The organism is Bacillus sp. R86525 (assembly GCF_042466195.1).
Taxonomy (GTDB): Bacteria; Bacillota; Bacilli; order Bacillales; family Bacillaceae_G; genus Bacillus_A; species Bacillus_A nitratireducens.
This window is the reverse complement of sequence record NZ_JAXHPX010000007.1, coordinates 4023784-4048494: the sequence shown is the minus strand read 5'-3', so window position 1 is coordinate 4048494 and position 24711 is coordinate 4023784. Positions and strand designations below refer to the sequence as shown.

At 35.1% G+C, this 24711-nt stretch carries 26 protein-coding genes; 18 read left to right on the top strand and 8 right to left on the bottom strand.

Going from position 1 to position 24711, the window contains the following annotated elements; translation table 11 throughout:
- The first annotated feature begins 341 nt into the window (after positions 1–341).
- The 13 genes from SJY24_RS23560 (at position 342) to SJY24_RS23500 (ending at position 14293) form a co-directional block, all read left to right on the top strand.
- Positions 342–1712, top strand: a complete 1371-nt coding sequence (locus SJY24_RS23560) for an APC family permease (protein WP_377866371.1) — start codon at positions 342–344, stop codon at positions 1710–1712.
- 165 nt (positions 1713–1877) lie between these two features.
- Positions 1878–3158, top strand: coding sequence for a Glu/Leu/Phe/Val family dehydrogenase (locus SJY24_RS23555; RefSeq protein ID WP_377866370.1), 1281 nt, complete (start codon positions 1878–1880; stop codon positions 3156–3158).
- An 18-nt stretch (positions 3159–3176) separates the two neighbouring features.
- Positions 3177–3467: an SAV0927 family protein gene (locus tag SJY24_RS23550; RefSeq protein ID WP_377866369.1), complete on the top strand. Its 291-nt coding sequence runs from the start codon at positions 3177–3179 to the stop codon at positions 3465–3467.
- A 27-nt stretch (positions 3468–3494) separates the two neighbouring features.
- Positions 3495–3743 (top strand): biotin/lipoyl attachment domain-containing protein, encoded by a 249-nt coding sequence (locus SJY24_RS23545; RefSeq protein ID WP_000291043.1) that lies wholly within the window; start codon positions 3495–3497, stop codon positions 3741–3743.
- A gap of 144 nt (positions 3744–3887) precedes the next feature.
- Positions 3888–6017, top strand: coding sequence for a sigma 54-interacting transcriptional regulator (locus SJY24_RS23540; RefSeq protein ID WP_016119865.1), 2130 nt, complete (start codon positions 3888–3890; stop codon positions 6015–6017).
- 391 nt (positions 6018–6408) lie between these two features.
- Positions 6409–7902 (top strand): aldehyde dehydrogenase family protein, encoded by a 1494-nt coding sequence (locus SJY24_RS23535; protein ID WP_377866368.1) that lies wholly within the window; start codon positions 6409–6411, stop codon positions 7900–7902.
- Positions 7903–9270 carry a putrescine aminotransferase gene (locus SJY24_RS23530; RefSeq protein WP_377866367.1) on the top strand — a complete coding sequence of 456 codons (1368 nt, stop codon included), beginning with the start codon at positions 7903–7905 and terminating at the stop codon, positions 9268–9270.
- A gap of 193 nt (positions 9271–9463) precedes the next feature.
- The gene (locus SJY24_RS23525; RefSeq protein ID WP_377866366.1) at positions 9464–9844 is read left to right on the top strand and encodes a GntR family transcriptional regulator; all 381 of its coding nucleotides are present in this window, start codon (positions 9464–9466) and stop codon (positions 9842–9844) included.
- On the top strand, positions 9841–10539 hold the full coding sequence (locus SJY24_RS23520; RefSeq protein WP_377866365.1) for an ABC transporter ATP-binding protein: 699 nt from the start codon (positions 9841–9843) through the stop codon (positions 10537–10539). Before SJY24_RS23525 ends, SJY24_RS23520 begins: the two co-directional genes overlap by 4 nt.
- Entirely contained in the window at positions 10536–11324 is a 789-nt protein-coding gene (locus SJY24_RS23515; RefSeq protein WP_377866364.1) for an ABC transporter permease, read from the top strand. The genes SJY24_RS23520 and SJY24_RS23515 overlap by 4 nt, the downstream gene beginning before the upstream one ends.
- Before the next feature lie 14 nt (positions 11325–11338).
- Positions 11339–12241, top strand: a complete 903-nt coding sequence (locus SJY24_RS23510) for an ABC transporter ATP-binding protein (protein WP_377866363.1) — start codon at positions 11339–11341, stop codon at positions 12239–12241.
- Entirely contained in the window at positions 12241–13017 is a 777-nt protein-coding gene (locus SJY24_RS23505; protein WP_377866362.1) for an ABC transporter permease, read from the top strand. The genes SJY24_RS23510 and SJY24_RS23505 overlap by 1 nt, the downstream gene beginning before the upstream one ends.
- Before the next feature lie 262 nt (positions 13018–13279).
- Positions 13280–14293 carry a CPBP family glutamic-type intramembrane protease gene (locus SJY24_RS23500; RefSeq protein ID WP_377866361.1) on the top strand — a complete coding sequence of 338 codons (1014 nt, stop codon included), beginning with the start codon at positions 13280–13282 and terminating at the stop codon, positions 14291–14293.
- A gap of 29 nt (positions 14294–14322) precedes the next feature.
- On the opposite strand, the gene SJY24_RS23495 is transcribed toward SJY24_RS23500, so the two are convergent.
- Both SJY24_RS23495 and SJY24_RS23490 read right to left on the bottom strand, forming a co-directional pair.
- The gene (locus SJY24_RS23495) at positions 14323–14505 is read right to left on the bottom strand and encodes a DUF3913 family protein (RefSeq protein ID WP_000707108.1); all 183 of its coding nucleotides are present in this window, start codon (positions 14503–14505) and stop codon (positions 14323–14325) included.
- A 94-nt stretch (positions 14506–14599) separates the two neighbouring features.
- Positions 14600–15052 (bottom strand): Lrp/AsnC family transcriptional regulator, encoded by a 453-nt coding sequence (locus SJY24_RS23490; protein ID WP_001175507.1) that lies wholly within the window; start codon positions 15050–15052, stop codon positions 14600–14602.
- A 63-nt stretch (positions 15053–15115) separates the two neighbouring features.
- Here SJY24_RS23490 and SJY24_RS23485 point away from each other — a divergent pair, with 63 nt between their 5' ends.
- The 3 genes from SJY24_RS23485 (at position 15116) to SJY24_RS23475 (ending at position 16643) form a co-directional block, all read left to right on the top strand.
- A complete protein-coding gene (locus SJY24_RS23485) occupies positions 15116–15589 on the top strand; it encodes a carboxymuconolactone decarboxylase family protein (protein WP_377866360.1) in 474 nt (157 codons plus the stop codon).
- 13 nt (positions 15590–15602) lie between these two features.
- Positions 15603–16157, top strand: a complete 555-nt coding sequence (locus tag SJY24_RS23480; RefSeq protein WP_377866359.1) for a cysteine hydrolase family protein — start codon at positions 15603–15605, stop codon at positions 16155–16157.
- Positions 16158–16244: 87 nt separating this feature from the next.
- Positions 16245–16643, top strand: a complete 399-nt coding sequence (locus tag SJY24_RS23475) for an SseB family protein (protein WP_144506213.1) — start codon at positions 16245–16247, stop codon at positions 16641–16643.
- Between the two features lie 27 nt (positions 16644–16670).
- Here SJY24_RS23475 and SJY24_RS23470 read toward each other — a convergent pair whose 3' ends face one another.
- Positions 16671–17591 (bottom strand): S66 peptidase family protein, encoded by a 921-nt coding sequence (locus tag SJY24_RS23470; protein ID WP_377866358.1) that lies wholly within the window; start codon positions 17589–17591, stop codon positions 16671–16673.
- A 115-nt stretch (positions 17592–17706) separates the two neighbouring features.
- On the opposite strand from SJY24_RS23470, the gene SJY24_RS23465 reads away from it, so the two are divergent.
- Complete coding sequence (locus SJY24_RS23465; protein ID WP_377867302.1) at positions 17707–18801, top strand: NAD(P)H-dependent flavin oxidoreductase; 1095 nt, start codon at positions 17707–17709, stop codon at positions 18799–18801.
- Between the two features lie 17 nt (positions 18802–18818).
- Here SJY24_RS23465 and dltD read toward each other — a convergent pair whose 3' ends face one another.
- The 5 genes from dltD to SJY24_RS23440 all read right to left on the bottom strand — a co-directional run bounded on the left by dltD (position 18819) and on the right by SJY24_RS23440 (position 23134).
- Complete coding sequence (gene dltD / locus SJY24_RS23460; protein WP_377866357.1) at positions 18819–19994, bottom strand: D-alanyl-lipoteichoic acid biosynthesis protein DltD; 1176 nt, start codon at positions 19992–19994, stop codon at positions 18819–18821.
- Positions 19991–20230, bottom strand: a complete 240-nt coding sequence (dltC, locus tag SJY24_RS23455; RefSeq protein WP_000807310.1) for a D-alanine--poly(phosphoribitol) ligase subunit DltC — start codon at positions 20228–20230, stop codon at positions 19991–19993. Before dltC ends, dltD begins: the two co-directional genes overlap by 4 nt.
- Before the next feature lie 67 nt (positions 20231–20297).
- Positions 20298–21464: a D-alanyl-lipoteichoic acid biosynthesis protein DltB gene (gene dltB, locus SJY24_RS23450; protein ID WP_000127920.1), complete on the bottom strand. Its 1167-nt coding sequence runs from the start codon at positions 21462–21464 to the stop codon at positions 20298–20300.
- A complete protein-coding gene (dltA, locus tag SJY24_RS23445) occupies positions 21461–22975 on the bottom strand; it encodes a D-alanine--poly(phosphoribitol) ligase subunit DltA (RefSeq protein WP_377866356.1) in 1515 nt (504 codons plus the stop codon). Before dltA ends, dltB begins: the two co-directional genes overlap by 4 nt.
- A gap of 12 nt (positions 22976–22987) precedes the next feature.
- The gene (locus SJY24_RS23440) at positions 22988–23134 is read right to left on the bottom strand and encodes a teichoic acid D-Ala incorporation-associated protein DltX (RefSeq protein WP_000440293.1); all 147 of its coding nucleotides are present in this window, start codon (positions 23132–23134) and stop codon (positions 22988–22990) included.
- Positions 23135–23471: 337 nt separating this feature from the next.
- Here SJY24_RS23440 and SJY24_RS23435 point away from each other — a divergent pair, with 337 nt between their 5' ends.
- Positions 23472–24650 carry a M20 metallopeptidase family protein gene (locus tag SJY24_RS23435; RefSeq protein ID WP_377866354.1) on the top strand — a complete coding sequence of 393 codons (1179 nt, stop codon included), beginning with the start codon at positions 23472–23474 and terminating at the stop codon, positions 24648–24650.
- Positions 24651–24711 lie beyond the last annotated feature (61 nt).

Genomic DNA, 24711 nt, shown 5'->3' with positions numbered 1-24711 from the left:
CATGAAAATATTTTTATCTCGTAAAAGTATAATTTATGAGGAAGTGAAAATAAAAAATGGATTAAAGTTCTGTTTTTTTATATTTAGCAGTATGAGAGATTGAATAACTTATGTCAAAATGAATAAAAAATGATAAGAAGTGAGGCTTAATTCCACCTATATGTTCTTTTTCGGAGTGCTTTTTTTGACTACAGAAATATTGGCTCGAAAATTGCATGGATATTTAAAAACAAAAGGAAATTGTAATAGATTGTGTGGTATATACAGTCGTTTGAAAGCGTTTCCTTTTCGCTGTCGATTTTTAAATGGAAATTAGATAGGAAAAGTAGGGGGAATGATAGGTGGGAAAAGTAGTTGGTTTAAAACGTTCATTAGGGCTGTGGTCAATTGTTATGCTAGGGGTCGGGTACATGACACCGATGGTTGGATTTGATACGTTTGGAATTGTTTCGGAAAAAACGGGTGGGCATGTTCCAGGAGCTTATTTGATTGCATTAGCAGGGATGTTGTTTACCGCTGCAAGCTACGGCAAAATGGTAAAGGTTTTTCCTACCGCAGGATCAGCTTATACGTATACACAGAAGACAATTAGTGCAAGGCTTGGATTTCTTGTTGGATGGTCCGCGTTATTGGATTATTTGTTTCTACCGATGGTGAACGCACTATTAACGAGAATTTATTTGTCAGCATTTTTTCCAAGTGTTCCTAGTTGGATATGGGTCATCGGTTTTATTCTACTGATTACACTTATAAATATTATTAGCGTGAATGTTACTGCTAACTTCAATACTTTTTTAGTAATATTTCAAGTGCTAGTAATGGCCGTGTTTGTTTTTCTTGTTATAAAAGGTTTATTAGCGGGAGAGGGAACAGGAGAAGTTTTTTCCATTCAGCCGTTTTTTCAATCGGATATACAAATATCACCGTTAGTTGCAGGTGCGACAATTCTTTGTTTTTCATTTTTAGGTTTTGATGCAGTAACTACATTTTCTGAAGAGACACCAAACGCGAAGAAGACAATTCCACGAGCTATTTTTCTTACTGCTTTAATTGGGGGAGTTTTATTCATTACAACTACGTATTTTACACAATCTTTCTTTCCAGATACATCTGTATTTAAAGATAAAGAATCAGCGTCTCCAGAAATTGCGCTATATGTTGGAGGAAAACTATTTCAAGCTTTCTTTTTAGTAGGAACGCTCATGGGGACACTTGCGTCTGGTTTAGCTTCTCATACAAGTGTATCCAGATTATTGTACGTTATGGGGCGAGATAATGTAATTCCGAAGAAAATATTCGGATACATTCATCCTCGCTGGAGAACTCCAGTATATAACATTGTTATTGTAGGAATTATTTCGCTCTCCGCTATATTCATTGATTTAGAAACGGCAGCATCTCTTATTAATTTTGGAGCGCTTATTGCATTTACATTTGTTAATTTATCTGTAATTTCCTACTATGTAATTAAGAAAAAAAGATATAAAACGATAAAAGACTGTTTAAATTTCTTAGTTATGCCTATTTTAGGTGCTGGTACTGTGGCGGTACTATGGTTTAACCTCAATATTCATTCACTTATTCTAGGGATTTGCTGGGCTGCTATTGGAATTGGGTACCTTCTATATGTTACAAATATGTTCCGCTCAGCTCCTCCGCAAATGCATTTTGAAGAAGCACAGGAAATAAAAAAAGAAAAAGGCATCGGATAAGTTCCGATGTCTTTTTCTTTTTTTATTTGATAATCATGCAGTATTGCATAAGTCATTCAAAGATTCATAAGTAAAGGGGATGACACGATATGATTAACGTAGTATTTTCACTTGGCACGATTATTGCTTTGTACAATTAGTAAAAATATAAAGAGGGGTGTTATCGTGCCGATTCAATCAGAAAGACATACAAATACAGTTGAAGTTGAAAATCCTTTAGAGGAATTTCAAGCTATATTAAAAGAGGCGCTTCATTTTTTAAGTTATCCAGACGAAGTATTCGAATTTCTGAAAAAACCGATGCGTTTTTTAGAAGTAAGCATTCCTGTCCGCATGGATGATGGAACAACAAAGGTATTTCAAGGGTATCGCGCTCAGCATAACGACGCAGCAGGGCCAACAAAAGGTGGTATTAGATTTCATCCAGATGTTACGGCAGAAGAAGTAAAAGCACTTGCTGGCTGGATGAGCTTGAAATGTGGAGTGACAGGACTGCCATATGGAGGCGCAAAGGGCGGGATTATTTGTAATCCACAGGAGTTGAGTTTTAGAGAACTAGAGTTACTGAGTCGTGGGTATGTAAGAGCAGTAAGTCAAATCGTGGGACCGACGAAAGATATTCCAGCACCTGATATGTATACAAATGCGCAAATTATGGCTTGGATGCTAGATGAATATGACCATATCAGGGAGTTTGACTCTCCAGGCTTTATAACCGGGAAGCCATTAATGCTAGGAGGATCACAAGGGCGGGAAACAGCAACTTCTAAAGGTGTATTGTATACACTTCAGTTAGTAAGTGAGTTAAAACAAATTCCGCTACAAAATATGCGAGTTATTATTCAAGGGTTCGGGAATGTTGGAGGTTATTTGGCAAAATATTTATATGATATTGGTGTGAAAGTAGTCGGGGTATCAGATGCTATAGGAGGAATTTATAATCCAGACGGTCTAGATGTTCCTTATTTACTAGAAAACAGAGATTCTTTCGGTGTAGTATCGAATCTCTTTAGTGAAACAATTTCTAATCAGGAGTTGTTAGAAAAAGAATGTGATGTACTCATTCCGGCGGCAATTGGAGGAGTCATTACAAAACATAATGCAGGAAAGCTTGGATGTAAGATTATCATTGAGGCTGCAAATGGACCAACAACAAAAGAGGCGATAACCATGTTAGAAGAAAAGGGAATTTTGGTTGTTCCAGATATTTTAGCAAACTCTGGTGGCGTAATTGTTTCATATTTTGAATGGTGTCAAAATAACCAAGGATATTACTGGACCGAGCAATATGTTGATCAATGTTTAAAGGAGAAAATTACATCTAGTTTTTCTAACGTACTTGATACTTCTAAACGCTTTGGAGTAAATATGAAAATTGCTGCTTATATGGAAGGGGTTCGCAAGATTGTAGAAGCATCGCGCCTAAGAGGTTGGTTGCATTTTTAACCTAAAGGGAGGGCTAAAATGAAACTGGATATTTTATTAGAAGAAGTGGAGAGACAACAAATCGGTTATTACTGTATTGTGTCGAATAGTCATCGTTACGATATAGCTGTTACGTATTCGCAACAGTTTCTTGGAAAAGCAATGGTTACCTCAATTCAAAATGGGAGAATGGTTTTATTAAGCCAAGAAGATATTGGAGAGGAACAATATTGGGCAACAAAGCTAGGAATTGAGGTAGAGGACATAGAAGAGTTTCAAAGCTTTTTCTATATGATTCTTCAGTCACAAAGGTTAGAAGAACAATATTAATAGAATAAAAGAAAGGGATGATTGATTATGTATTATGATATTATTACGAGTCCGTGTTATGGAATAATTGAAAAAGTGTCTATCGATAAGGATTCTCGAATTTATGAATGGGAGCCATTATTCTCTATTAAAGATATGAATGGTAAACTGGAAGTAATTAAGATGGGATGTAGTGGAGAAGTTCAATCTTTAGAAGTAGAAGCGGGAGATAAAGTAATTCCAGGTATGGTATTAGCTTATATTCAAGAAGATCTTTTCGTTAGTGGTAGTGATTAATGATAGAACTATGAGGAAGATGGAGGCACTCATCTTCCTTTTTTTATTAAATAAAGAAAGAAATGTTTTATTTTCAGATTAATTAAAAAAATCTGCATTTAATGATACAATACAAATTAAATAGTTCAAAGGAGGAATAGCAGAATGTTTTCCATCGCTCATACAAAAATTAGACCCATAGTTTCTCTACCTATCGATCAATCTGAAAAGGAATGGAATATAGATGTTAAAAATATAAAAGAATCTTTTCTATTTTTAAAAAGAGGAGAGAAATTATTTGCATACGTTCATGTGAAGGATCTGCTATCAAATAGTAAGGAATTAACTTCTAAGCTATTACTTTCAAATGCTGTTTCACTAGATACAATATGTCATCTTAGTAAAGATATTTCTTTAACAGCTCTTTTTCAAATTATCGGAGCGCCGATTGCCATAGTGAAAAATGAAGTGGATGAGCTAACAGGATATATAAGAAGAGAGGATGTTTTTGCAGAACTATTTAAACAAGAAAATCAGAGTGTTGATATATTGAAAATTATTTTAACGTCTATTCCAATGGGGATTTTTGTAGTAGATCGAGAAAAGAAAATTGTAAATTGTAATGAGTCTGGTTTGAAGATGATTAAATCGACTCCTGAAAAAGTTATGAATGTACCAGCAGAACTGATTTTTAATGGAGAACACATTAATAACGTATTTACAAAGGGAAAAACGATCTTGAATCAATTACAAATCACAAATGAGATGGGTGTATTAGTTGACTATAGTCCGATTCCAAACTTTGATCAAAGTATTGAAGGAATGGTTATTATTGTGCAAGATTTGCCGATGGTCGAGGACATGGCGATGGAAATTGAATATATAAAGGATTTAAATAAAGATTTACATGCAATTTTGTCTAGCATTTATGATGAAATATTAGTTGTTAATCATAAAGGGGAATTAATTCGTTATAGTGAAACTGTTATCAATGATTTTTGGGGGAGTAATTTGAAGGACTTGCTAGGAAAAAATCTTTTAGACCTAGAAAAGAAAGGGTTATTTAGTCCATCGGTTACGCGATTAGTGTTGGAAAAACAAAAAAAGGTATCAGTTGTACAAGAAACAAAAAGCGGAAGAAAAATATTAGCAGTTGGAAACCCTGTATTCAATGAAAACGGAGAGCTTCATCGTATTATTATTGCCTCAAGGGATATTACCGAAGCAACGAGATTGAAGACGGAATTACATGAAATAAAGAAGATATCAGAGCAATATAAGAAAGAGTTAGATGACTTTAAAAATAAAGATCGTTTTCTTAAGAAGCTTATTTACTGTAGTCCAAAAATGGAACAAATAATTAACCAAGCTAAAAAAATAGCAGATTTTTCTTCCAATGTTCTTATTTCTGGAGAATCTGGTGTTGGAAAAGAAGTAATTGCCCAGGCAATTCATCAACTTGGAAACAGATCTTCAAAGCCATTTTTAAAATTAAATTGTGGTGCAATTCCAGAAACTTTGTTAGAAAGTGAATTATTTGGTTATACGAAAGGTGCTTTTACAGGAGCCGATAAAAATGGAAAAGAAGGATATTTTAAGCGAGCTGATCAAGGTATTTTATTTTTAGATGAAATTGGAGAAATGCCTTTACATTTGCAAGTAAAATTGCTTAGAGTCCTGCAGGAACAAGAAGTAATTCCTATTGGAAGTACAACACCTATGAAAATAAATGTACAAATTATTGCCGCTACAAATAAGAGCCTTGAAAAGATGGTCGAATCTGGAACATTCCGTGAAGATTTATTTTATCGCCTCAATGTAATTCCGCTGCGAGTTCCTTCTTTACGAGAGCGAATGGAAGATGTTCCGGTACTTGCCTTTCATTTCTTACAACAGTTAAATGAAAAATATAATAAAAATTATCATTTAACTCCAGATGCACTTAATTTACTAGAGTTCTATTCATGGCCAGGAAATGTCCGTGAATTACAGAATATGATTGAACGTTTAGTTGTATCAGCAGATGATCCAGTAATTGAAGCGGAGTTTGTTAGTAAGTTTTTAACACCCGGTTATGACTTTAATAAATCAAAACCAGTTATTACAAGAGTACTACCATTACAAGAAGCGCTACATTCTGTAGAAGAACAATTGATTTTGCTTGCAATGAAGCAGTATAAAACAACGACTAAGGCTGCAAAAGCTCTTGGAATCAGCCAATCTTCAGTGAGTCGTAAATATCAAAAGATTGTTAGTGAAAAAGAGATAGCGGCTGATATCATCTCATATTCCTAAAAAAGGAGAAGGTCACATAGACTTCTCCTTTTTGTGTGCGCTCAGCATGTACATATTCTCTCGGATTCAAGTCCCGAGTGGTGAAGGTGGTAGCGGAAATGATTAAAGTTTCACTTTATGCAAAATGGAATAGTGTATGTGGAAATGCATAAAATGTTTGTTGTTTTTAAGAAAATAGTCAGTTTATCCCGCTATTTGTGGGCAGTAAAACTCCCACCTCAAAATTCAGGTGGAGCAAAGAAGTTAGGCTGGAAGCCCTGCTGTCCGTAAACGCCCGATTGGTAAGGGCTGACTAAAGTTTCACTTTATGTATGATTCTTTTGAATTTTAAATATTGGCATGGAAATTGCTTATAAATATATAAACGATCGATAAAGGAGGATTCAATATAGTGCTAGATTTAAAAATGTATGTAAACGGTGAATGGAGAGACTCTAGTAATCAAGAAAAAAGAACGATTATTAACCCTGCGAATGGCAAGGGTATAGCATATGCACCTGAAGGAACGATTGAGGACGCAAAATACGCAATAGAAGTGGCAAGATCGGCTTTCGATAGCGGAATTTGGTCAGAAACATCCACTGCTGAAAGAGCATCATATTTATTTAAAATAGCAGATGAAATTGATAAAAATATGGAAGAATTAGTATACCTTGAAACAATGGATAATGGAAAAACATACCGTGAGGCAGAAGGAGATATTGGAGATGCAGCGGCTTGTTTTCGCTATTATGCCGGATTGATTACAAAGCCAGATGGCCAAACATATCATGTAGCCGATCCGATGCAAGCGATGGTTGTAAGAGAGCCAGTTGGTGTTTGTGGATTAATTGTTCCATGGAATTATCCGCTATTGATGAGTGTATGGAAAATTGCACCTGCTTTAGCAGCTGGAAATACAATTGTGTTTAAACCTTCTGAAGTGACACCAATAACTGCAACAAAGCTATTCGAAATCCTTGAAAAAGTAGGACTACCAAAAGGTGTTGCCAATATGGTAATGGGGGCCGGTCCAATAGTAGGGAATGAAATTGCAGCGAGTCATAAAGTGGATATGATTTCCTTTACAGGTGGAACAAAAACAGGTAAGCACATTATGAGAACAGCAGCAGATAATATGAAAAAGATTTCGTTAGAACTTGGAGGGAAATCTCCAAATATTATTTTTGCAGATGCAGATTTTGAGACTGCTATTGATTATGCTCTATTCGGTATTTATGCAGGTAGCGGACAAGTATGTTCAGCAGGATCAAGAATCCTTGTAGAAGAAAATATTTATGATAAATTTGTTAATAGTTTTGTAGAGCGAGCGCAGCAAATTAACGTTGGGCCTGGTGATCATCCTGAATCAGAAATGGGGCCACTTGTAAGTCAAGAACATATGGAAAAGGTATTACGTTATATTGAAATTGGAAAAGACGAAGGTGCAAACGTTGCTTGCGGAGGTAGACGAATAATGGAGGATGGAAAAGGTGATGGTTTCTTTATTGAACCAACAGTCTTTGTCAATGTAAAACCTGATATGCGCATTGTCCAGGAAGAAATCTTCGGTCCTGTTGTAGTAATTCAAAAGTTTAAAACTGAACAGGAAGCAATTGAGTTAGCAAACGGTACGGATTATGGCTTAGCTGGAGGGGTATTTACGGTTGATGGTGCAAAAGCAATGCGCGTAATTCGCAAGCTTCGCGCAGGCATTACGTGGATTAATAGCTATCATCCAACATACAATGAGGCGCCTTGGGGCGGATATAAGCAAAGTGGTATAGGTCGTAGTCTAGGAACGTTTGGTTTAGAAGAATTTCAAGAAATTAAGCAGATTAATATAAATCTAGAAGTAGAACCTATTGGTTGGTTTGCAAATAAAAAAAATGTAGAGGTGAATTAGATGGAAACGAACGTGAAAAATAAATTGAATGAGAAAGAATCAAATGTAAATGAGTATATTACGAAAGTACTACAGTTAATTGAAAAAGAAAAAGTATCTGAAGAAGAGGCAAATTGGATTCAAAAAGAAACAGTAGACGGATTTAGAGAGCATGTGAATCCTGGTTTTCTTGCTTATAGAAAAACAGTAACAAAAGATGGACAATTTGCAGCAGTAGAATGGTCTGATGAAGGATCTTGTTTTATGGATATTAATGGTAAAAAATACATTGACTGTTTAGGTGGATTCGGAATTTATAATGTTGGTCACCGTAATCCGAAAGTAGTAAAAGCTGTAACAGATCAATTAAAGCGTCAAGCATTGCACAGTCAGGATTTACTAGATCCACTTCGAGCAATTCTTGCAAAGATTTTAGCGGATATTACACCTGGTGATTTGAAATATGCCTTCTTCACAAATAGTGGAACAGAAAGCGTAGAGGCAGCATTAAAACTAGCAAAAATGTATAGTGAACGAACAACTTTCATTTCTACAACTCGTGCTTTCCATGGTAAGAGCCTTGGTGCTTTATCTGGGACGGCAAAAGGAATGTTCCGTAAGCCATTTTTACCATTAATTCCGGGTTTCCGTCATGTTCCATTCGGCGATATTGATATGATGAGAAAAACATTTGAGACATGTGCATTAGTGGGAGAAGATGTTGCAGCAGTTATTTTAGAGCCAATTCAAGGGGAGGGCGGCATTATTTTACCTCCAGAAAATTATTTGAAACAAGTGCGAGAGCTTTGTGATGAGTTTGATTCGCTCCTTATTTTTGATGAAGTGCAAACTGGAATGGGCCGTACAGGAAAAATGTTTGCAGCAGATTTATATGATGTTGTGCCGGATATTATTTGTCTTGCGAAAGCGTTTGGTGGAGGTGTAATGCCAGCGGGAGCTATTGTTGCGAAAGAAAAAGTATTCCAAAGCTGGTTTGAAAATCCATTTATGCATACAACAACGTTTGGCGGGAATCCTCTTGCATGTGCTGCTGCAATTGCAACAATCCATGTATTATTGGAAGAGAAATTACCAGAACGTGCTGCTGAAGTTGGGGAGTATTTCTTAAAAGGATTGAAACAAGCAGCAGAAGGACACGAAGATAAAATCTTTGAAATCCGTGGTCAAGGTTTAATGATTGGGATTGAATTCCATAAAGACGAGATTGGTTATGAAGTGTCAAAGGCGATGTTTGATCAAGGTATTCTTGTTGCGGGAACATTAATTAACTCAAAAACAATTCGTATTGAACCATCTCTTACAATTAGTTATGAAGAAGTAGATACAGTTATTAATACGTTTAAATCCGTGCTAACTCAAGTAAAATAAATTTCGCATAATGTTATATGTGAATTCAAGCGATTGAAACTATAATTAGAATAGATTTACTTATATTGTATTACAGGAAGGCAGTGTAACGAAAAGTTACACTGCCTTTTTATTACATTTTTTGTTGTAACTATTTACATTTAATTTGTCTTAGTGTACTATTTAACTAACACACTAAGACAGGAGGGGAGAAATGAAAATCGAGTTTTCTCCAAACACACCAATTTACATTCAAGTAATGGAATACATAAAAAAAGAAATTGTAACGGGTCATTTATCGCCTGGCGATAAAATTCCCTCTGTACGTGAATTAGCGAGTGAATTACAAGTAAATCCAAATACGATTCAACGTACATTTCAAGAACTAGAACGGGATGGAGTTGTTGTAACACGTAGAGGAATGGGACGATATGTAACGAATGAAGGGGAGAAAATTATGGAGCTGCGAAAAGATATGGCGAGAGAATTACTTCATTCTTTTATAGATGGAATGGACAATTTAGGTTTTTCAGAAGAAGAAATTCTTACAATCCTTCGTTCTTCATTACATGAGAAAAGGGAGGAGAGCGAATGACAGAGTTATTAAAAATAGAAAATTTATGGAAGCGGTACGGATTAAAAGCAGTGATCCGGGAGTTAAATATAGAGATTACGGAAGGCAAAATCGTTGGTCTTGTTGGAGATAACGGAAGCGGGAAAACGACGTTATTGAAAATGATTGCAGGCCTGCAGCACCCTTCTGAAGGTAGCATAGCAATTAAAGGTAAAAAAGTAGGGTTAGAGACGAAAGAAATCGTTTCATTTATGTCTGATAAGCCAGTCTTTGATGATTGGATGACTGTAAAAGATGCCCTATTTTTCTATCGAGATTTTTATAAAGACTTTGATATTCAAAGAGCAGTAGATACGATTGCAGAATTTAAAATACCGTTAGAAGAAAAAATTATAGCATTATCAAAAGGGATGATTGAAAAGCTTCAAATTATTTTAACGTTTTCTCGAAAAGCGAAGTTATATGTACTGGATGAACCACTTGGCGGGATTGATCTTGTTTCTAGAGAACACGTATTAGATCTCATTCTACAATTTTATAGAGAAGATTGTACCATACTAATCTCAACTCATTTAATAAATGAAGTTGAAAATATTTTTGATGAGGTAATCTTTTTAAAAGATGGGGAAATTGTATTGTATGAAAATGTAGAAGAGTTACGTTTTCAGAGAGGGAAAGCTGTCACAGATGTGTTTAAGGAGGTGTTTAGTAGATGAAGTCGAGCTTAATATATATGTACAATATTAATAAAAAGCAAATTATTATTTCGTTGCTATCATTTATATTCGTTATCGCTGTAGCTTTCGTAAGTTTGGGGAATTATATTAAGCAAGAATCAGGAGAGGTAAGGCAAACAATTATAGTTGGTTTTGTTATTCTAGTATATATAATCTTTTTAGCGATGATATTTATTCAGGCGGTGTCTGCATTTGGGAAAATGACTGAAAGCACATTATTTCGATTAACATCGATATCAGGCAAAACAATTGTTTTAGCAATAGTGTTATATACTGTCATTTATCTCCTTATTTTTGAAGTTATAGGTTCTGTTTTTTTATATGGTATTTCTATGAAAATAATAAAGGGTACAGAGCTCTATGAAGTGTTATTTACCCAAAGTGTATTCAATCCATTAAAGCACCTCTTTAGTACTATGTTATATGTATTTAAATTATCTAGCATATTGCTTGTATTACTTTTTGCAGTAGCTAGCGTTAAAGTTTTTTCTTTGAAAAAGAAGAAGCTAGAATATACGATTATATTTTTGTTATTTTTATTAGTAACAAAAGTGATGAGCGTTATATATGAAATGTTGGGTGGGCTTGCTCCTATAGTGCCCTTAATAAGAAATTTAATTTATATAGATGAATCGTCAGATGGAGATATAATGTTATTTCCGGAAAAGCTTATGAATTTATATAGCCTTAGTTTTTCTATAGGAATATTTATTCTACTTGTTTATATAACAGGTCGCATTATCGACAAAAAACTAGAAGTCTAAAGGAGGAATCGGCATTGGGAAATGTAGTAGTAAAATTAGAAAATGTTCGAAAAAGGATTGGTAGAACAGAAATTATTCGAGGTTTATCATTTGAGGTTCGTGAAGGGGAAGTGTACGGTTTCCTTGGACCAAATGGAAGTGGTAAGACGACGACAATTCGTATGATGACAGGTCTTATTTCTATGACAGAAGGCGATATTACAATTTGTGGTCATAGCATTCGTACGGAGCGTGAAAAGGCGTTAGAGCAAATTGGTGCAATTGTAGAAAACCCTGAACTATATGATTATATGACTGGTATGCAAAACTTAAAGCATTTTGCAAACATGGCAATTACTCCAATTAGTAAAGAGCGCATCGCTGAAATTGTAAAGCTTGTTGAATTAGAGCATGCAATTCATAAAAAGGTAAAAACATACTCACTTGGTATGAAACAGCGTTTAGGAATTGCACAGGCGTTACTTCATCAGCCGAAAATATTAATTTTAGATGAACCGACAAATGGATTAGATCCGGCTGGTATTCGCCAAATCCGTGATTATTTACAACGTTTAGCGAAAGAAGAGAATATTGCCGTAATCGTATCAAGTCACTTATTAAGTGAAATTGAACTAATGTGTGATCGCGTCGTTATTATAAAGCAAGGTGAGTTTGTACAAGAGTACAACTTACATGAACAAGCGAAACATGATGAGAAAGTAGTTGTAGCGTTTGAAGTAGATCAAGTACAGAAAGCAAATGAAATCATTAAAGGGAAGGCGCAAGGAAATGTAATTGCAGTATCTGTAACGAAAGAAGAAATTCCACAACTTGTAAAGAAACTTGTGAATGACGATGTGCTTGTATACGGAGTTAACGTTCAAAATAAAACGTTAGAGGATGAGTTCTTAGCAATTACAGGGGGAGTGAAAGCGTAATGTTTAAATTAATTCAAAATGAATTTTTAAAGTTGCATGCGAAAAAAGGTATGTATATTTTAATTGGTGTTATTGCAGTATTGGAGATTTTGGGAGTTTTAGCGATGATGAAGTGGGGCGACGGAAGTGAATTTAAAGGATCATATTTAGATTTTGCAAGTTCAGAGATTGGTTTAATTACTTTATTTGCAACAATTTTTGGAATTACGATTGCTTCACGTATGATTACTGATGAGTTCCAAAAAGGTACAATTAAGCAGTTATTAATCCGTCCAAGAAAAAGAATTACCGTTTTATTCTCTAAATATATTACAGTGTTACTTACTATAGTATTTATCATATTTGCTAGCACGTTAATTGCAATGATTATTGGCGGAATTGTAAAGGATGGTAGTAAAACAGAATTAACGTTAGGAATCGTAATGAAATCTACTTTATATCAAGTACTTTCACCGTTCTTCTTTGCGACGCTTGCATTTTTCTTAGCAAACGTATTTAGAAAGTCTGTATTACCATTGATTATTACGATGTTCCTCTTCTTTTTACAAGGACCAATTAATATGGTACTGATGATGTTTGCAAAAGGTGTAGTGAAATTTGTGGTATTTTTCCATTTGAATTTAAGTGCTTACGATAGTAATAAATTAGTAAGTGGCGGAGCAGAACCACCATTTACAGAATTTACGTTTACAACCTCATTATTACTTGTAGTTGCATACTTTGCTGTATTACTTGTAGCATCAAGTGTATTATTCCAAAAACGTGACGTATTATAATAAAAGAAATCCCCGCTTGTAAAAACGGGGATTTTTATTACATAACGTTCCCCTAGATTTCAACTGGAAGAACAGTAATACGGTATTTTAAATAAAACGTACTATATATTTTAAGAGATATGTTGTTTGAAATTATTTGAGAAAAATAGGCAGATTTTCAACTATATTCATATTATAATTTAGTTGTTCGGCCATTTGTGGGGATGAACCAAACCCCCACTGAGTAAAGTTTCACTTTATATCATCTCTGGAGGTGTTCAATATGCAATATGCATTTTCACGTATAAGGTTACGTAGTTTTTTTGGATGGATGATTATAGGGATGTTCCTAACGATGATTCCATTAAGTTTATCAGGTGCTTCTGACAATACGATAGAGTTCATGTCACAAATATCAATATTTTTCGTATTTCCACTATTGTGGCTATATTTAAAAACAAGTAAAAATAATGTTGTTTTTAAAAGTTTTTTTGATAAGCCCAGACGTTTACATTGGGGGTTAATTGTATTAGCAACGATAATGGGAATGATTTTTTCAGTCGGTATATCCCAAATTCAATTTTATATTTTAGCACATACTTTACCTAATTTCTTAGTTACTATGTTAGAAGATGGAAATGTAATTAATACGAGTAACATATACATGACGATATTTACTTTCATTTCAGCATGTGTATTAGCCCCAATAATGGAAGAGGTTATTTTTAGAGGGTTTTTCTTACAACGAATGGCATACAAATGGGGGATTAAACGAGCGGTTATTATATCCTCTCTTATTTTTGGACTAGGACATTTTGATGTTATCGGTGCTTTCATGTTCGGTGTTATTATGTGCCTTCTATACATAAAGACAAGAAGTATATGGACGAATATTGCTGTGCATGCTTTAAATAATTTGATTGCAACGAGTATGCAATTGGCAAGTGGAGATGGAAGTGACACAATCTCAATTGCGGAATTGCAGGCACAAAGTAATTTATGGATTGGCATTGGACTTGTGATTGTTGGATTACTTTGGTTAATCCCTTATATTTGGAAACAATGGCGTACGGTAAAAGAAGTAGGTGTGCCACCGCTTCGTTTCATAAATGAAGAAAAAGTAGTGAATACATCAGAAGAAAATGAAATATATAGCCAAGTGATAGTAACAGATAGATTGATGGCTGTAGAACTGCCTGATGAAGCTGTAAATAAGCTTCGGTTAGAAGAAAATGATTATGTAACAGTTTCTGTAGAAGAAGATAAAATTGTTATAAAGAAAGCGTATAATAGATAATTAAAAAGTAGCTCCTAAAGAGCTACTTTTTAATTTGTAATAATCTCTACACGAAAATTATTACCGTTCTTTACATATTTAATATCTGTAACGATCCGAACTGTTTTTAGAAGTTCAACTTTTTCACCAATTCGAGGGATGGTCGGAACATTGTCCCAAATACCAAGCAAGTCATCTAATTGTGCCGTTTTTTCATAAAACCAGATTTTCAATGTAAAGCCCCTTTCTCGAACTTTATGTATTTTAATACATAATATATTATTTTTATTGTAAGGTGTTTTTCAATAATTTGCGAATAAAAATAAATTAATCTTCTGGAAAGATATGTTCAATGTCCGGAGTAAGAGCTACTTCTGATAATACGATATGAGAAACTGTCGTTGCATATGAAGAAACATCATTAATAAATTCTTCAAGTTCTACGAGTGAAGGAACAGAAATTTTTACAATGTAGCATAAGCTTCCTGTTACTCGGTAACAAAAACTTGCAGATGGATAAGATTGAATAAACTGTTGCATACGTGTTGTATCACCATTTTTTAAAGTGATTTCTAAAATGCAATCTAAAACAAGTCCTGCTTTTTTATAATCGATATCGATTGTGTATTTTTGAATAACGCCTTCACTTTCGAGTTTACGAACACGTTCTGTAGTAGACGGAGCGGATAAGTTTACTCGCTTTGCTAATTCGCGCATGGAAAGGCGACTATCATTATATAATTCATTTAAAATTTTTCGATCAACACGGTCTAGTTGCATTTGTAAATAAACCTCCAGTAAAATGATATTTTTTGTAAAGGAAAAATATAAATTAAGATTCATATGAAATGTAAAGTGAACTTTATTTATTTTACAATAAAACAGAAGGAAATAGGAGGGGAAATGATGGAGAGGATTTCATTATCAAATGTAGGAGATACAAAGTTTCAAAAGTTACTAGGTCATAATCCGGATATATTATATTCGTGGAGTGCGTTAGAGGATACAATGTACAATAAAGGAACTCTTTCAGCAGAGTTGAAGGAGCAAGTGAGACGAACATTAGCGTATGGGAATGAATGTCCGTACTGTATGGCAAAGGGAAGACCTGATGATATGCAAAAGGTAGAAGAAATGAGTGTAGCAGTTACTTTTGCACATACATTTGTTCATGACCGAAAGGCGATAGATGATAATATGTTTCATGTCTTAAAACAATATTGGACGGAAAAAGAAATTGTAGAGCTTTGCGCGTATATTTGTTTTATTACTGCGTCGCAGCAACTTGGTTTTCTGTTTCAATTACAGCCCAATTAAATAGGAGGATAGTATGCTTAATCAAGTAGCACTGATAATCATTGATGTACAAGAAGCATTCAACTCGCCGTACTGGGGCACGAGGAATAACCTTTTTGCGGAAGAAAATATGAAAAGTTTGTTAGAGGAATGGAGAAAAAGGAAACAGCCAGTTTTTCATATTCAACATGTAAATAAAGAAAGTGTTCAGTCGATGTTTTATCAACATGCAGAAACAGTAAACTTTAAAGAAGAAGTACAACCAATGCCAGATGAAATAATTATCCGGAAATCCGTTAATAGCGCGTTCATTGGGACAAATTTAGAAGAACAATTAAGAGAGAAAAAATGTAATACGGTAGTGATTGTAGGATTAACGACAAATCATTGTGTGGAGACTACAACACGGATGGCAGGTAATTTAGGATTTACAACGTATGTAGTGAGCGATGCGACGGCTACATTCAATCGTAAAGGTTTGGACGGGATAGAGTATAGTGCAGAGGACATCCACAATATGACACTTGTAAACTTACATGATGAATTTGCTAAAATCGTTACGACTGAAGATGTTTTAAAACTATTTTAAGAAAATAATTGCGGAATTATGTAGAAAAAAATAAGAATATTTCGTATAATCTAAGTATAATCATTTTGAAAATAGGGGTGTCATCATATGAAGCAAATTCCAGTAAAAAAAATAGAAGAGGTACTCGTTTTAGCAGGAGAGGATAAACAAAAGCAAAAGGAATTTTATGAATTGCTCTTAACAACTGATTTTTATGTTGCTGGTTCATTAGAAGCAGAGGACGGAGCGACAGAAGGCACACTTCGTTTACGTCATTTCCAAGGAGAGGATAGATGGATCGTTCCATTCTTTACGCAATTGGAATTTGTAAAAGATGTGTTGCCAGAAGGGACACCCCTTATTACGATACGTGGAAAAGAATTATTTGGTAGCATCGAGAAAGATGCGACAGCTGTATTAAATGTTGGAACAGATATGAGTAAAACATTTATTCCAGAAGAAATCGCAGATATCGCATCTGGACGAATTTTTAATTATTATAAGTAAAAGGAAAAGCTTAATTGCTTTTCCTTTTTAATTTAAACATGGAGTGGCTAGGCCGGAAGAAATAGAGAGTGTTTTATTATTTGTATTTATTGTTGCTGTAGCTCCGAGGGGAATGCCGATATTTGGGCTTATATGTCCAATTGGTAAACCGAATAAGACAGGTATATGATATGGTGCGAAATATTCATATAATATTGTTTGCAATGATTGAGATGGTTTAGAAGGAGTGCAGTCATGACAGCTTGTAAAAATAACACCACTACATTCATTAAACTTTCCAGATAAAAGTAGCTGATTTAACATACGGTCAATGCGATACGGTTCTTCCCCAATATCTTCAATTAATAAAAGTTTATTGCTTGTGTCTATCTCATAGGGCGAGCCAATTATACTCGTTAACACAGCTAAATTTCCTCCGACTAATGTGCCTGTAACTGTACAGGAAGAGGTAGGTACGATACATTCTGAAGCAGATAAGATGGTGGAATACGGATGAAATAGTTGATTGAAAGAAGATAAGGAGAGAGAATCTACACCTTTACCTAATTCTTCAACCATTGGACCATGAAAAGTAACGAGCTTTGCATAACGTGAAAAAGCAGTATGTAAAGCTGTAATATCGCTATATCCCCAAAAGATTTTTGGATTCTGTTGAATGATTTCATATTGAATGTGAGGGAGGAGACGAGCACTTCCGTAACCACCTCGTGCACAGAAAATGGCCTTTACCTCATTATTTGTAAATGCTTCATGTATATCATCGAGACGAACTTGATCACTTCCAGCTAAATATCCATATTTCTCATAGATACTCTTCCCGATTACTACAGATAAACCCATTTCTTGTAATACGTTTACACCTTTTAATACATTTTCAATTGTTGGTGGGCCGGACGGTGCAATAATCATTACTGTATCACCTTGTTTTAAAGCATTTGGATACATCATTGTTTTCAACCTCCTTCTCTTCCAATATATTCGCTTCAGATGAAGTTCAACCCTTGTAAAAGGAGGGGAAAGCTTGTCAAATAAAGAAGATATAAGGGGAATAGGAGGAGAAATGATGTTTACAAGTCGCGTAATAGATCTATTACAAGTGAAGAATCCTATCATTCAAGCTGGGATGGCAGGTGCTATTACAACGCCAGAGCTCGTTGCCGCTGTAAGTAATAGCGGAGGATTAGGAACGCTTGGAGCTGGCTATATGAGCCCAGAACAAATTCGTGAAGCTATTTATAAGATAAGGGAGTTAACAGATAAACCATTTGGTGTTAATTTACTTTTAACAAAAGAAGTAAAGATAGAAGAAGAAAAGGTAAAAGAGGCGAACGTATTACTGGAAGCGGTGAATAGAGAACTAGGTATAGAGGGAGAGCAGGCACTAAAGCTGCCGAAAAGCTATAAAGCGCAATTACAAGTATTATTAGAGGAAAAAGTACCGGTCGTTAGTTTTGCATTTCAAACGTTAGAAAAAGAAGAAATAGATGAATTAAAAAGAAGAGGAATAAAAGTTGTCGGAACAGCTACCCATGTAGCAGAAGCGAAAGTACTTGCCGAGTTAGGGGTAGATATTATCGTCGGACAAGGTAGCGAGGCAGGAGGGCATAGAGGAACGTTTATTGGGAAAGAACGTGATGCAATGATTGGTACGTTTGCATTAATTCCTCAGTTAGTAGCAGCAGTCCCGCATATCCCGATTATTGCAGCAGGTGGTGTAATGAATGGGCAAGGGCTTGTTGCGGCATTTACACTGGGGGCAGAAGCTGTTCAAATGGGATCAGCCTTTTTAACGAGTGAAGAAAGTATTACACATGATGCATATAAAGAGGCTGTATTACAAAGTACAGATACGAGCACAACTGTAACTCGTGCGTTTTCCGGGAAATATGCACGGGGTATTCGTAATGAATTTATAGAGAAACATGAAGGGAAAGAAGAAGGGCTTCCGATGTATCCAGTGCAAAATGTATTAACCTCTAAAATACGCCAAGAAGCAGCAAAACAAAATAAAGGAGAATACATGTCGCTTTGGGCGGGACAAGCGTCATCATTAGCACGAATAGAATCAGCTCAGCATGTAGTGGAGCGAGTTATGAAAGAAGCAGATAACGTAATCGAACAATTGCAAAATGTATATAGAAAAAGACCACTTGAATAATTCAAGCGGTCTTTTTGTTAGTTTGCTTTATAAAATTGTTGGATGGCCTCGTCGATGTAAACCCAGCCTTTCCAACCTAAGTGCATATGATCTTTTAAGAAGTATTTATCATACTCATGATTTGAGAAGTCGGCAATTGGATAGCCAGCTTTCTCAATTTGCTCATGAACTTTTTTGTAGTACAATTCGCGTCGTTCTTTCGGGAAGCCAGCGTAATCGTACCAAGGACCTTTTACAGGAACAGAAATGAAGAGTGGTTTTGCACCAGATTGTTTTAATAAATCAAGTACAATTTGTAAATCTTCATATTCTGGCGATTGATCATAAGCATCATTTTTTAAGTAGCCTTCACGTTGCTTTAACTTCTTCTTAATCTTGCTATTGAAGTAATCATTTTCGATACCATATTCGTTCGATCCAGATTCTACTGCGCCCGTTTGATCTGCATGTTTACGAGCCTCTTCCCAGCTCATTTGTTTTAATGAAGGGTCAAGTTTTTCTTTATGCGGTTTAATATCAAACATTGCTGTAAATAAATCTTTACGATCTAAAATGTTACGATAAATATAAGCGAAAGGTTTAGCAGCAAGTGCTTTTACTTTATGCTTTGTATCATCATAAACGATACCTTCAAGCGAAACTTTAAGTAAAGTTTCTTTCTTAACGATCTCAAAGTTTAGTAAACGTTTTGCAATTTGTTTTTTCATCTCAGGCTTTAAGTCATCATTGAAAAGCAAGTGATAGCCTTGTTGTTTTGAAAAGTTAGGTGCAAAGTGTGTTTCATCAATACCTTGTGGCACAAACCATTGCGGAGAAAGAACGAATACCATTTTCTTGTCTTTCAATTGATCCATTGTAGATGCAAAGTTTAATACGTGTACAAGGTCTTGTGTTCCGCCGCGTCCAAGAAGGAATGGTGTGAACCCTTCAGGCTTTACTTTGAAATAATTTGATGGATGGAAAGCATCCATACGTGCGAATTCCGATGAACCGTACATCGGAAGATATTTCGGATCTGCTAACATCTTTTGCTGTAAAATCATACTTTGAATCTTTTCTTCTTTTAAAGAAGTCGCAGCTTGTTCTACTTTCTCATCACTTAAAAGTGGAAGTAGGAAGCGCGTCGGAATAAGTAAGAATACAGCAAAAAGGGCCAATGCTAAAAGCATCGGACCAAATTTTGCTTTGTTCATCGGATTTCTTCCAACTTCTTAATAACCATATTTGGTGTAGCCCACTCATCACGGTCAAAATCAGAAATAGACACTTCAATATCTAAACGCTCTTGGAATTCAACTAATAAAGATACTACAGCGAAAGAATCAAGAATACCTTCTTCAAATAATTGAACATCTAAGTTTTCTTTCACGATATCGTTTTCACATACTTCTTCTAAAATATCTAATACTTGCTCTTTGAATTCTGCCATTTTTAAAATCTCCTTTATATCCGAATATATTATATGTGCAACTTCTTAATGGAATAAGAAGGGTGCATTAAAAGTATCTGTTAAGGTGTCCAGAGAAGATTAGGAAACCGAAACATACAACGTGGAACGTAATTACAATCGCAAGGACATGCGTAAACTTATTATTTGGCCAAAACTTATGCTTCTTGTTTTTTCGTTCGAAAATATCGAACAAGATAAACAAGGCAGCGTGATAAAGACCATAAATAATGTATTGATACACATGCTCACCAGTAATATGCCATATTCCCATGATGAAAAAGTTTAAAAATGCACCGATATACGAAATTGTGTAACGGTTTTTAATTAGCTTTTTCTTCGTTGCAAAAAAGACAAAACGCATGTAAATAAAGTCACGGAACCAGAATGATAAACTCATATGCCAGCGGTTCCAGAAGTCTTTAATGTTACGACTAATAAATGGTTTATTAAAGTTTTCTGGAGTTTTAATTCCCATCATATAACTTACACCAATTACAAATGAGCTATAACCAGCAAAGTCAAAGAATAAATATAAACTATAGCTATACATGTAAATCATATTTGATAGGATTGTATCTTGCTGAGCGAATGCCGGATCCATAAAATATTGCTTTATTAAGTAAGCAATAATAAATTTATACAAGAAACCTTGGAAAATACGGTTTAGCCCTGTATATAGTAAGTTTTGATATTCTTCTGCACTAGGTGGCTTTTGAATATCTTTTTGGAATCTACGGTAACGATCGATAGGTCCTGTTGAGATAGCCGGGAAGAATAAAACGAATTCCCAAAAATTAAAGAAGGAAAGCTCTTTAATTAAATTATCACGGACTTCAAATACCATTTGTACTGCTCTAAATGTTACATAGGACATTCCTAAAAATACGACAAACTTTAGCTCAGGTACAAACGGTGCGACTTTTGCCAAAATAAGCGGTAAAATCGATAAAATAACAGCTATATAAAACCTAGATGTACTATTATTTTGTTTTCTTAATAATAAATAGCCTTTAATAAGGGCATATTGCCAAATAATAAATGCGGCTAACATTATTGCTTGCTTTGGTTTATCAGAGAAGATAATAACAAGCATTAATAATGTTAAAAAGGCATTATATTTACGCAACATTTTACCTTTTAATCCAGCTATGATAGTAGGTATTAATAAAATGCCCACTATAGCGAAAAAATAAAATGATCCATACGCGGTCATGCTGTAACCTCACTCAATAATTTTTTGCGATCTACCTTTCCATTTGGTGTCATTGGAATAGAAGATTGATACATGAATTTACGTGGAATCATGTAGTTTGGTAAACGCTCATTGAGTTCTTTTTTGATTGCAGATGTTAATTTGAATTCTTTTTCAAATGAATGCTCACCAGGAACAACAACCGCTAATAAATAATCGTATTTTTCACCTTTTTTAATTGGAACAATAACTGCTCCTTCTACGTAAGAACACGCACGAAGATGATGCTCAATTTCTTCTAATTCCATTCGATAACCATGAAGCTTAATTTGGAAATCAAGACGACCATTATAGAATAGAAGACCATTTTCAACATAGCCAGCATCGCCTGTTTTATAGGCGCGCTCACCGTCAATAATAGTAAATGCTTTTTCTGTTAATTCAGGGCTTCCTAAATATCCAACGCTTACGCTTGGACCGACAATTACGATTTCACCTTTTTCACCATCAGGTGCAATCGTGCCATCTTCTTTCATAATAAGAAGGCGACAGTCTGATTTACAGTAGCCAACTGGAAGTGATTTGTATTGATCAAGCACTTCTTCTGTAACGTGAATACCTGTTACAGCGACAGTAGCTTCTGTTGGACCATACGTATTCATAATTGTAGCTTTCGGGAAACGCTCAATTAATTTTCTAGCCACTTCATTTGGTAATACTTCACCGCAGAATAAGAATGTTTTCATGTTTGGTAGCATACTCTCAGAGAAAGATGCTTCCATTAAACACATTTCTGCGAAAGATGGTGTCGAAGTCCATATTTGTATATCCGATTGCTCTAAGGAAGCAAACAAGTCTTTTGGACGTGCAATCATATCTTTATCGATTGCCCAAAGTGTACCACCTGTTACTAATGATGGGTAAATATCCATTACAGATAAATCGAATGAGAAAGGTGCTTGGTTTAAGAATACTTGCCCTGTTTGTAAGTTGAAATCTTCTACAGCCCATTTTGTAAAGCTAACAAGGCAGTTATAAGTAATCTGAACCCCTTTCGGATTACCTGTACTTCCTGATGTGTAAATAATGTAGAAATTCTCATCACCTTTTACCGCATGTTCAGGATTTGGAATGTTTCCTTTATGAGTAAAGAAAATATCTTTTAAGTTGTCTTCACTTACAATGCGAACTGGTAAATCAGTTACAGTTACTTCTGTTTCTGATAAAAGTAATTTCGCACCAGAATTTTCAGCGATACGTTGTACACGATCAGCTGGGATAGATAAATCTACAGGAATGTAAGCATGTCCAGCTTTTACACATCCTAAAAAGTTAATAATCATTTCAGGTTGCATATGGCCATACACCATGATTGGTGAACGATCATCTGGATACTCAGAAGAAATCCAATGTGCTAACGCATCAGAATCTTCCTTTAATTGTTTGTACGTAATTTTCGCATCTCGCCAAACAAAAGCGGTTTGATCAGGCGTTTCTGCAGCCCACTTTTCAATTTGTTCTAATAACTTCATAACGTTCCCACCCTAGAATTCATTGTAAATAAATGTACTTGTGTTTGTATCATGGAATCCATACAACCAAAGTAATGCAAATAAAATTGCAAGGTAATAAACCGTCTTTGCAACCCATTGTGTGAGTGGTCGAGACCATATCTCTTTTAATCTTTCCATGTCTTTCCCTCTCTTAATGAAATAATAGCTCTTTGTAGGTATCATGTCCTACATTATTGTGAAAAAAACAAAATTCCACATTTTAGGTAAAAATAAGACAAAAGGCTCTTTTCTGATATTAGCACTAAATACTAAAAAAGAAAATCCCTAACTTAGCAATTATATTACATTCAGCATGAATTTGTAATGGGTTTGACATGTAAATAGGAAGTGGATTGTATGAATACATAAAAGTGGATTATAAGAATACTCGAAAACATAATATTTGTTTCCTATTAATCGGTAGAGAATGAGCAAACTTTATATTTCTAGATCTTATTAAAAGGAGGAAATTATCATGAATAAAGTGTGGAAGAGTCTTATTTCGGAAGAAAATATAATGAAATGGAGACGGCATTTCCATAAATATCCGGAATTATCGTTTCATGAAAAAGAAACTTCGCAATTTATATATGATACATTATGCTCATTTTCTTCTTTTGAAGTAACGAGACCAACGCAGTACAGTGTGCTAGCAATTAAAAGAGGAAGGCAACAAGGGAAAGTAGTTGCGATTCGAGCTGATATAGATGCTTTACCAATTCAAGAGGAGACAAGGAAACCGTATACGTCTGTGAATAAAGGAATAATGCATGCATGCGGGCATGATGCTCACGCAGCTATTTTGTTAAGTACAGCAGAGGCGCTATCAAATATAAAGGAAGATTTTGATGGTGAGATTCGTCTATTCTTTCAGCACGCAGAGGAAGTGTACCCTGGTGGCGGACAAGAAATGGTGGAGGCCGGTGTTATGGACGGCGTTGATTATGTAATAGGTTTGCACGTTATGTCTGGATTGGAGAGCGGGAAAATAGGAATTGTATATGGTCCTATGATGGCAGCGCCAGACGTGTTTACAATTGAAATTTTAGGAAAGGGCGGTCATGCGGCACGGCCAGAAGAAACGATAGATCCTATCGCTATCGGAGCACAGATTATTACAAACTTACAATATATCGTATCAAGAAATACAAGTGCTTTTATGCATAGGGTAGTGTCAGTAACACAATTTCATGGGGGAATGGCCGATAATATCATTCCAAGCACAGCAACTTTAATGGGAACTGTTCGATCTTTTAATCAAACATTAAGAGCGGAAGCAAAAGAGAAAATTGAACAAATTGTGAAAGGAATTACAGAAGCACATGGAGGGGATTATACATATACGTATCGTTACGGATATGATCCAGTTGTTAATGATGAGTACATTACAAAAATAGTAGAAGAAAGCGCGATGAAATTGTTCGGAAATCAGCGTATTGTGCATCTTGAACCTTCTATGGGAGGAGAAGATTTTTCTGCATATTTAAGAAAAGCACCTGGCTGTTTCATTAAATTAGGAACAGGGAATACAAATATGGATACTTGTTACCCCCATCATCATCCAAAATTTGATGTGGACGAATCGGCTTTAATGAATGGAGTGGAACTATTTTTAGAGACGACTATAAGGCTATTAGAAACTGATAAAGCATAAAAAAAGGCAACTGCACTTTATTGCAGTTGCTTCTATTTCTTTCCGTCAGAGAGGGCTGAGA